This is a genomic window from Paenibacillus sp. 37, assembly GCF_008386395.1.
Classification (GTDB): Bacteria; Bacillota; Bacilli; order Paenibacillales; family Paenibacillaceae; genus Paenibacillus; species Paenibacillus amylolyticus_B.
In genome coordinates this window covers 2,929,458-2,939,903 of the sequence record NZ_CP043761.1, presented here as the reverse complement: position 1 = coordinate 2,939,903, position 10,446 = coordinate 2,929,458, and the positions used below count along the sequence as shown (strand labels likewise).

1 protein-coding gene is annotated in these 10,446 nt (G+C 49.8%); it reads right to left on the bottom strand.

Annotated features, from left to right (window positions below; genetic code table 11):
* Window positions 1–90: 90 nt before the first annotated feature.
* Window positions 91–10,110, bottom strand: coding sequence for an SDR family NAD(P)-dependent oxidoreductase (locus tag F0220_RS13105; RefSeq protein ID WP_149846567.1), 10,020 nt, complete (start codon window positions 10,108–10,110; stop codon window positions 91–93).
* Window positions 10,111–10,446 lie beyond the last annotated feature (336 nt).

The window sequence follows — 10,446 nt, the reverse complement described above, 5'->3', positions numbered from 1 at the left end:
GCAGATGCCCATTCATCAGAAACATTTATGTTCTGCTGCTCTCCCGTACCGTGCAAAACGGTTCATGCACCCTGTCAACACTTCGTTCTGTTACACATTCAGGGATGCAACTTTGTTCAAGTTCAGCTCTTGCATAAAAAGAGGTCTGGTCGTTCTGACAAGCCCCAGTTGATCCAGTGATCCTGTCAAAAGGATTTCCAGTGCTTTCATGGCTTCAGCTACTTCAATAGAACCGATACCGGCATTGCTCATAAGTGTGTTGTATTCTTCCGAGGCTACACTTCCCACACTTCCCCAATAACCCCAATTGATCACTTTGACATCATAGGAACGCTCCCTCGCAAGCTGATGAGCAAACGCATCCTTGAAGGTGCAGCCAGCCGCATAATTGCTTTGCCCAGGTGACCTGGTAAACGAATTAAAGGATGAGAAAAACAGCATGAAGTCGAGGTCATCCTGTCCAAATACCTGAGCCATGCGTGCACTTACAGCGACTTTTGCAGATAAGACAGCCTGAAAACGATCCTCCTCCATATTGGCGATACTCTGATCCTGCAATACAATCGCAGAATGAATTACACCATGAATATAGGGATGTCTTTGCTTGATCTGTTCATAGGCCTTCTGGAGGGAATCTCCATTTGTCGCATCTGCCACAATGTACTCGGGAGCACTCCCCAGAGACTCCAAACGTTCTATACAGCGTTGAATGATTGAATCAGGTTCCCTGCGCCCGATCCAGATAATACGTGCATTGTACTGCCGGATCATGTATTCGCTCCACACCTGTCCAATGCCACCTGCCCCACCAATGACCACATATACTCCCTCTTGGCGATAAGCATCCTGGATTGCATGTTCATTGTGCACATTTACCGGGATCAACTCCTGGCGTAACCACTCGTTATCCCTGTACAGATAGGCGTTTCCTTGCGCATTCCAAGGAAGTTCCTGCATTTGGGTCTCCGCCCATTCCACCTCATGCTCCAGATCGAGCAGTTTTATGCTCCACCGGGAGTATTCTTTGGCCAAAGAGCCCGCAAAACCATGAATGCTTGCATGGGTAGGATTAATTTCGTCCATTGGAGAGGATGGGATCGCATTTGTCGTAATGAGGGTCAAACTCAAGCTTCGATTACCGTATCCAAGCTCTAGTAGACTCTTGATCATTCTGAACAGCTGAAGAACCCCCTGCTCCTGTCCCTCAACAATGGAATCATCTGTCATGCCAACATTACCGGGAGACGGGGCCTGCCATACGATATGATCCAGAATGGCAAACTCCGACAGGCTGTCCTTCCAACCGCGTATGCTGTTATGGGGCAACATGTGCATTGCGCCCGGATATAGTTTCAGGGCTTGCTTATGACTTGTATCGTTGTCACTAATGATGAGCACCTTGTTATCAACGGATAGCGGATGCGCTGTCTCCTCCGGCGTAAATACACTCCATATGGGTGTCATCAGAACATGTCCAACAGGAGGTGTACCCCCGGTCGTCAACGGATTTTGAAATAAAGGAAGCCTATCCGCTGTGGGCGCTTTACATGCCAATTCGGTCATCCGAATGCATAACTTTCCGTCTGGACTATACATTTCAATCTGAAACTTAATCAGCCCCTGTGCCCCAGAAGAGTGATCCATCCGTTGGACACGCACCCACATCTCTTCTGTGCAAGGATGCAGGAGTTCCAGATGATCTAGTGTAAACGGCAGTGGCACTGAATCAGGACTTCGGCCCCCCTCCACATGTTGCTTCAGCAAAAGACCCATGGAGGCCTGGAACGCCGCATCAAGCAAATATGGATTCATTACATATTGCTCTGTATGTCCGACTGCCGGAGACAACCGCAACGGTGCCCAAACCTGATGATCCTGGATGAATAGCTGTGTAAGTCCCTGAAAGGCGGGCCCGTAGGATAGACCCAATCCGTCAAACAAGGAATAACACTCCTTACCTGAAAGGACACGTTCCGCCTTCTCAACCAGCCAAGGTTTGTTTCCGGTTGGTTGAACGGATGCCTGTATTCCCCCCAGCAGAACGGAACCCTTGCAATGTGTTCGTTTGAGTTGCTCAGATCCATGAGTGAAGCTATAGATCTCGAAACCTACGATTTCATCATTCTGCTGTTTAAGTTCGATCAGAACATCAACCGGCTGATCAACCTGTAGAGGCGTCATCCATGTGACTTTCTGAATACACCGTACCTGCAAGGATTTGTCGAAAAGTCCAACAGCTTGCTGGACCGCCGCTCTGGCCATTTCCAGATAGGCCGTACCGGGAAGCCATTTCTCTCCGTGGACCTGATGATGGGCCAAAATCGTTTCCTCGCCCGTAAACGTACTGGCATATCGTTGCAAACCAAAGCTGGATGTATTGCAATGTACAAGCGGATGTAAAATAGGTACGCCTGTATGTTGGATTACTTTACTTCTCTGTTCTCTTGAGACAAGGGGTTCAGGTACCCAGTAACGTTCAGCTGCAAACGGATACGCCGGCAGACTGATTCGACGCGGGTGCTGCTGTCTGTTGCCCCCGTATAGCTCCATCCACTGAATCACTGCCCCTCGTGTCCAGGCGTCCAGTACATGCTCATAACGACCCTGGGACAGCCAGCGTTTCACATTCTCCTTCATGTCTTCTTCATCTGTTAACCAGCCCGGATTCTCTTGTCCTTGCTTCACATGGCCCTGATAGTACTGGCTTCCTTTGCCTACCGGTTCCATCTGACTCGCCTGTTCCACATAGCTGTCCAGCTTGGCGACCAGTTCGTCCACCGTTTGCGCCAGTACGCCCAACCGAGCCTCCATTGCTTCACGTCCGGTTTGCAGCGTATAGGCGATCTCCCTTACACTCCAGCTGCTCTGCCCGATGTGAAGTGCATCCCGCAGCTGACGCGCCTGAACGACCAGTCGTTCCTCGTTTCTCGCCGACAGCACAACCATCCCGGGAACTTCATTCTTCTCGCTTTTCTCATTTTGCTCATTTCTCTCGTTCGCCTGTTCTTGCCCCAGTTCGGGTTCCCGGTATTCCTCCAAAATGAGATGAGCATTCGCTCCACCTGCACCAAACGAGGAAATTCCCGCCCGTCGCGGTACGATCTGACCGTCCACCCTTGGCCGTGTCCAAACGTCTAGCTCCCGCTGGACCGTGAACGGGGTTTGACTAAAGTCAATATGCGGGTTCGTCTGCTGCACATGCAGGGACGGCGCCAGCTCCCCATGCTGCAATTGCAGCAGCACCTTGGTGACTCCCGCGATGCCTGCTGCGCTCTCCGCATGTCCGATATTGGATTTCGCTGAGCCAATGGCACAGTAGGCTTCTTCCGATGGCTCTTGCTGAAAAGCTTTACTCAACCCCGCAATCTCGATGGGGTCACCGAGCGACGTACCCGTGCCATGGGCTTCCACATAACTGATCGTCCGCGGGTCAACTCCCGCCTCACGCAAGGCTCGGCCGATGACATCCGCTTGAGCGTTGGGATTCGGCACGGTATATCCGTTCGTTTTTCCACCGTGATTCAAGGCCGACCCTTTGATCACGCCGTAAATCCGGTCCCCGTCTGCAACGGCTCGTGCGAGCGGCTTTAACAGGACCGCGCCAACGCCTTCACCCGGCACATACCCGTCGCCCCCTTCACCAAAGCTCTCACAACGGCCTTTGCTGGACAGGAATCGTCCCTGGGACAACATGATATATTTGTTCGGGTGGACCGACACATTCACCCCGCCCGCCACCGCTACCTGACATTCGTTCTGTCTCAGACTTTGGCACGCCAGATGAATGGAGGTCAGCGAAGACGAACACATCGTATCCACCGCCAAACTTGGTCCGCGGAAATTACAGAAATACGACACCCGGTTGGCGATGGACGCCGGATTACCCGAGAGCGCAATTGAGGACTCGGCCCCGTACAGCTGATATTCCTCGTACATCACACCCACGTACACCCCCACGATGTCCGCCGCCAAACGCTCCCGCGTATACCCCGCATCCTCCAGCGTCTCGTACACACACTGCATGAACAATCGTTCCTGCGGGTCCATCATCTCGGCTTCCCGGGGAGAGATCTGGAAGAACAACGGGTCGAATTCGTCCACACCGTCCAGAAATCCACCCCAGCGTCCATAGGTCTTGCCCGGCGTGCCCGGCGCCGGATCATACACCTGCTCCTGATCCCAGCGTTCTGGCGGGATTTCGGTGATACTGTCTGTTCCACTGCGTAGATTCTCCCAAAACTCATGGATATTCCGCGCTCCCGGATACCTTCCCGCCACACCAATAATGGCGATATCCTGCTGCGTATCGACAGCTGTGTCCTGTCTGGATGCCTTTGTCTGTGACTCATTCATCCGTGGGACAATCGTTTGGGTCTGTCCAACAGCCAGATAAGGCGACCGAGCCTCACCTGGGACCGAAAAGGCAGGTTGCATTACGGGTTGCTGTGCTTTGACATGTTTATCTTCCATAGGTACCGATGCTGCATCTGAGGCTGTATAGGGATCTACCTCCCTTAGTAACCTGTCCAGTTTTTCGCCTTGCTCCTGTAGAAAGTAACTGCTCAAATCCCTGATCGTCTGGTACTCAAAAAATAACGTTTTGGGCAGAGGTCCGAACAAACTCTCCAGCTTGTTCGTCATTTGCATGATCAGGATTGAATCGATTCCATACTGCTCCAGAGGTGCGCTGGCTTGAATTCGGGATTCGGGCAGTCCAATAACTTCGGCAAGGGTTTGGATCAGAAATTGAACCGTCCGTTTCGGTTGGTCATCTGTCTGTAATCGGTTTGATTCCCCGACAGGTGAATTTATTTTATTCATGGATGCCAGCCCTTTGATTTCACTATTGGAAGCCAGGGACCCCTGTTGGTTTTGGGAATGTAGAAGCTCCCTGATCCGGGTCACATTACCCGACAAAACAGCAATCTGTCCGGCCCCTGTTGCCAAAGCCCCATATAAAGCCTGTATGCCGCTAACCGTATCCATGGCTGCCATACCGTAACGATGGAACATCCTTTGCTGAACGGCTTCAGATATTGTCATGCCACCTTCTGTCCACAGCGGCCAGTTTATGGAGATCGTCCGTCCAAATCGCTCCCCCTTCTGCACTCGCTGGTGCCGCTCAGATGCAAAAGAATCCATAAAAGCGTTGGCTGCCGCATAGTCGGCTTGTCCGGGGTTGCCAAACATTGCGGCAACAGCCGAGCAAACGATGAACAAATCCAATTTGTCCTCCCGAGTTGCTTCATCCAAATGAACAATACCGGACACTTTTGGTGCAAAAACGTTCCGAAGATCGTCCTCTCTTTTAGCAAAAATGGGATGATCATGTATGATTCCGGCACAATGAATAATCCCATTCAGTTCACCAAACTCCAACTTCAATGAACTCACCAAATCTTGCACGGTCCGCCAATCCGAAATATCCCCCTGTCTGTAGACGAGGTTGATTCCTTTTTCACGCAGAGCATCAAACGGTTGCCGAATCGTGGTAGAGGATGTCCTCCCTACAGCAACAATGGTACAGGAAGGTGCATGACGCGCTATTTCTTCAGCCATGATGATGCCGAGAGCACCTGCTCCCCCAGTAATTACGTATACCCCTTCCGATTTCCATGGTATGTCGAATGAGCTTTCAAACGGATCATATTCAATCATTTTCCAATCCTGAACGTGACGAAGCCCAATACCTGAAGACCCTGGTGTACTCTTATAACGGATTAACCCATGCTCCGGGTAAGCGCGGTTATCGAAGAGCATGTTCGCCAGCATCTCCGATTCCGGCTTATTCATGACCTCAATAACCTGACCATGAAAGGATGGATTCTCCAGTTCGGCCGTTCTTAACATAGCGGCAATTCCCTGATACAACGACAACTCGCCAGGAATAACAATTTGGAGCCATTTTTCATCGTTAACATGGGACACTGCCCGCATCAGCAGCTGGATCTCTTCGAGCACCCGCAATGCACCGTTGGTGAATAATCCGTCCCAAGTCTGGCTGAAATCCGTTGAAGGAATACGTACACTTCGAATGGAAAAACGCTGTAAATATTGCTCAATTCCCGGATAACTGTGATTGCTGTCTTCGAATAAAAGCACCACATGATTATCCACGGTTATGGTCTCATTCCCGGAAACGCCTCGGGTAAATGTGTCAGCAGGTGCCACTTTCCAATAGGGTTCAGCGAGCAAAGTCCCTTCAGCCCCAATCTCTACCTGTCCGGGAAGCTCACGAAACGTCAGCCCCTTGATTCGAAGGACAAGCTGTTCCTTATCGTCATATCCATCAATATCAACCTTTTTCGTTTCAATTAGGAAGTCGTTCGAAGTACAGGCGCGAACATGCGACCACATTAATGATGTGCTGTTTCCCGATATCTGCACTTGCTCCAAGGCAAACGGAACCGGCGTTATACCAGGCGAACCTCCTGCTGCTGCCAACAGAAGTCCAATGGATGCTTGTAAAGCACTGTCTGTAAGACCAGGGTGAAGCTGACCTTCGCCATATTCATGGGGCAACCCTTCTGTAAGGCTCAGTTTGGCAAGTACCTGATTTGTCCCGATGTACAACTCTTCTATTCCTTGATAATAATCCCCGTATTGCAGACCCATTTGTTTAAACTGGTCGTAACAACCTTCCCTTGTATAAAACCCTTCGGTGCATTGTGTTCTGATCTGTGTCAGATCTGTCTGTCCAGCTTCCCAAGTCTGCATCATGGTCGCTTGCCCAAGACAGTGAACAACAGCCTCTTTCGCACCTTGGCTCTGTATCCGAAACTCGATTGCTCCCCGTTCAAGCGGATGAAGCAAGACGTCAACCTGAACAGGCTCATTGTTCACCTGTAGTGGATCATACCAGCCGATATCGCTCAGACTTACCCATGTCTGTTCTCGTTCATCATGCGTATGAGCCATTTCCACTGCAGCACGAGCCATCTCCAGATAGGCCGCACCCGGAAATACACTTTCCCCTTGCACGACATGATCCTTCAGGAAAAGCTCCCCGCCATCAAAGGTGGAACTGAATTGGAGAGCGGCCAAATTCGAGGTATTACGATGCAGCAATGGATGAAGCAACTGGTTTGAATCCTCTCTGCTCTGGTCAGTATGCTGACGGGTCACACGACCGTGTGTTGATGCATAACCAGCATCAATCCAGTACTTTTCTTTGACAAACGGATAAACGGGCAGCGAGATTCGTCCCGCGGGTTCGTGCCCAAACAACAATTCAAAATCAAGATCATACCCCTGCATATATAAACTTGCGGCAGCGGATAAATTTTCCGTAAATTCAACCGAATCCGGTGATTCCGAACAATGCCGCAAACATTCATTTCCATAACGCATTAATGAAGACTGTGGGCGCAGCGTATGGGCCAGTTCCACCACCTGAACTTCTGCCGCAGATCCCTTTTCAAGCCATTTCTCCAATATTCTGATTAACTCTTGTTCATTACGGACCACACAGCTCAATCGGGAGTTCATATGTTTTCGTCCCATAAGCAAGGTATAACTCATATCCCAGCAGCTCACATCGGATTGTTCTTTGCAGAAGCTAACCAGTTGCTTGGCTTGAATTCGCAATTGTTCCTGGGACTGGGCGGATAAAACAATCAGGTTCCCGGGGCAATTGACCTTCTGACTTTCTTTTACAGGTGCTTGTTCAATGACCATATGTGCATTCGTTCCACTGAAGCCAAAAGCGCTGATTGCGGCCATCCTTTTAACACCCGGCGGTGTGATCCAGTCGGTTGTTTCTGTATTGATGTAAAAAGGACTGCTTTCAAACGAAATGTGTTCATTACCTTCCTGAAAATGAAGGGAAGCTGGAATTTGTGCATGTTTTAACGAAAGCAAAATTTTGATCAGTCCTGCCACACCCGCAGCTGCGGCTGTATGCCCAATGTTGGTTTTGATTGAACCGAGAGCACAATAGCTTTCCTCTTCGGTGTAAGCGCGGAATGCTTTTACAAGTGCGCTGTATTCAATGGGATCTCCCAATTTAGTTCCGGTTCCATGGGCTTCAACCAGCTGAATATTTTCAGGATGGATGCCAAAACGATTGTAAACCTCACACATGAGCTGCTCCTGAGACTTCGCACTCGGCGCGGTGAGCCCGTTCGAGGCTCCATCCTGGTTAATGGCTGTACCGCGAATAACCCCATGGATGTTGTCCCTGTCACGCAGAGCATCACTCAAACGCTTCAGAACTACAACTCCTGCACCTTCTCCAGGCACAAATCCGTCTGCCCGCTGGTCAAACGTATGACATCTGCCTGTCGTTGAGAGCATGCCGGCCCGGTTGGATGCAATGAAAAAACCTGGGGTGGACTGTATAAAGACCCCTCCGGCAAGCGCCATTTCTGTCTCTCCAGACCATAATCCCTGACAAGCCAGATGAACCGATACGAGCGAGCTTGAACATGCCGTATCCACAGCAATGGCAGGGCCCTGCAAATTCAGATAATATGCGATTCGAGCAGGAATGACTGAACCCGAGTTACCCCAGAATGCCTGCGGAACAGGATTCGTTCCAAGCAATGTCCGGTAATCAAGCTCATTAAATCCCGCGTATACACCACACTTCAGTCCGGCAACTGCCTGTCCTGCATATCCAGCATCTTCTAGTGATTTCCAGCATTCCTCAAGAAAAATTCGCTGATGCGGGTCCATATGAGCAGCTTCGGTGCCAGAGATATTAAAAAATTGAGGATCAAATTCATCTATGTTTTCCAAAAATCCACCATGGCTGCAATAGGGAATATCTTTTTCAAAATAAGATGATAGATCCCAACGTGTAGCTCTCCCGACCATATCTTTTCCTGCGACCAAGTTCCCCCATAAGGAATGAATATCATCTGATTGCGGAAATCGGCCACTCATCCCAACAATAGCGATATCTCCCCGCTCCACCTGTAAAGGAATATAAGACTCTGGCAACGCAGAATGCTGGTCATGATTGTGTTCGGATGAACCTTCTGTGTTGTATGCATGCAGGGCAGAAGCTTCAGAGCTCAACTCCACCGGTTCTACAGATTTGGAAGTCTTTTCGATGGTCTGCACAAGGCCGTCCCTATACTTTTCAACGATATGGTTGGATAACAACTCAATGGAGCTATAATCAAACAGGCTGGATACCTGCAAAGATATGGATAACGCCTCGTTGATCGACTGAATAAGCCGCACGCCTGTAATGGAGTCCACACCATATTCGGAGAAAGGTTCCTCTGAATCAATCATGGTGGTGTTTACTTTAAGCGAAGCAGACAGCATGTCTGTAACGATCTCTCTTACATGTGCTTTCAATGTAGTTGCTGAAGTGCTCTCCACACCAAGGGATGACTTGCTCGCCTTCTTTTCTTGCAGTTCAGGACGGCTTTCTGGAGAGAACGAATCATTGGACTGAAATTCAGACCGCACCTGATTGGAAGATCCAACTGGAGTAACCTCTGAGTCAATCTGCCTGACTATGCCGTCACTGTATGCCACAATGACCTGCTGTCCTTCCTCATGCCAATCTTGTGCAGGAAATTCGATAGAATGAAAACCCGCTTCCAGTAACAGTTGTTCCCATACATGAGGTGCTACTCCGGGAGAATCGGTTAAACGAAGCTCGGGGTCCTCATACAGCCACCACCCGTCCAACAAACCAAAGGTAAGGTGAGTGAAAAGGGAATTGCTGCTAATCTCGTTAATTAACAGCATTCCGCCTTGTTTTAGCAGAGCCTTCACATTACGCAGTGTTGTCCGCAAATCGGGAGTTGCGTGCAGCACATTGGCTGCGATGACCACATCATAGGCACCGGTGTCTATCTGTTGGGCAGACGGAGCATAACGGACATCAAACCTACGATAATTCATGAATGGCCTGCCCGCTCCATACTTTTGTTCACCATGCAAGAGGAATGCTTGGGATACATCCGTATATGCATACTCTTGAATATGTTGTTCCATCAGTTTCAGTCTGTTCAAAACGGCTGCGCTTGTTCCTCCGGTTCCCGCCCCAATCTCCATCATGCGGAGAGCAGATCTGTCCAGCTGGATGTTATGCTGCACATAATATGCTGCTGTTTCAGCAAGCACTTCGTTATAAAGGTTTATTTTCACGTGTATATCCCCCCGACCAATTCCATAGAAGAATCAGGAAACATAATCTCGGTTGCCAGGCACTTTCCGCCGAGAATATCTGGCAGCGCCTTCAGCATCGTTTCAACCAACCTGATTTGTGATTCCGCGCCGTGGTGTTTGATCCAGCCAGGTTTGTTATGCTCCCATTCCTGCCAAGCCGTTTCGGCATTCGGCGCGTCGTTATTGCATACCCTGTAACCAAAATCGGTTTTCATCAGATAGCCGTAACGGACGAGCGCGGTCAAACTTCCTCTGATCCAATGCGCGTAGGTATCCGACAAATTCTGTGTTAATTCAACCAGAGTGCCAGAGCTA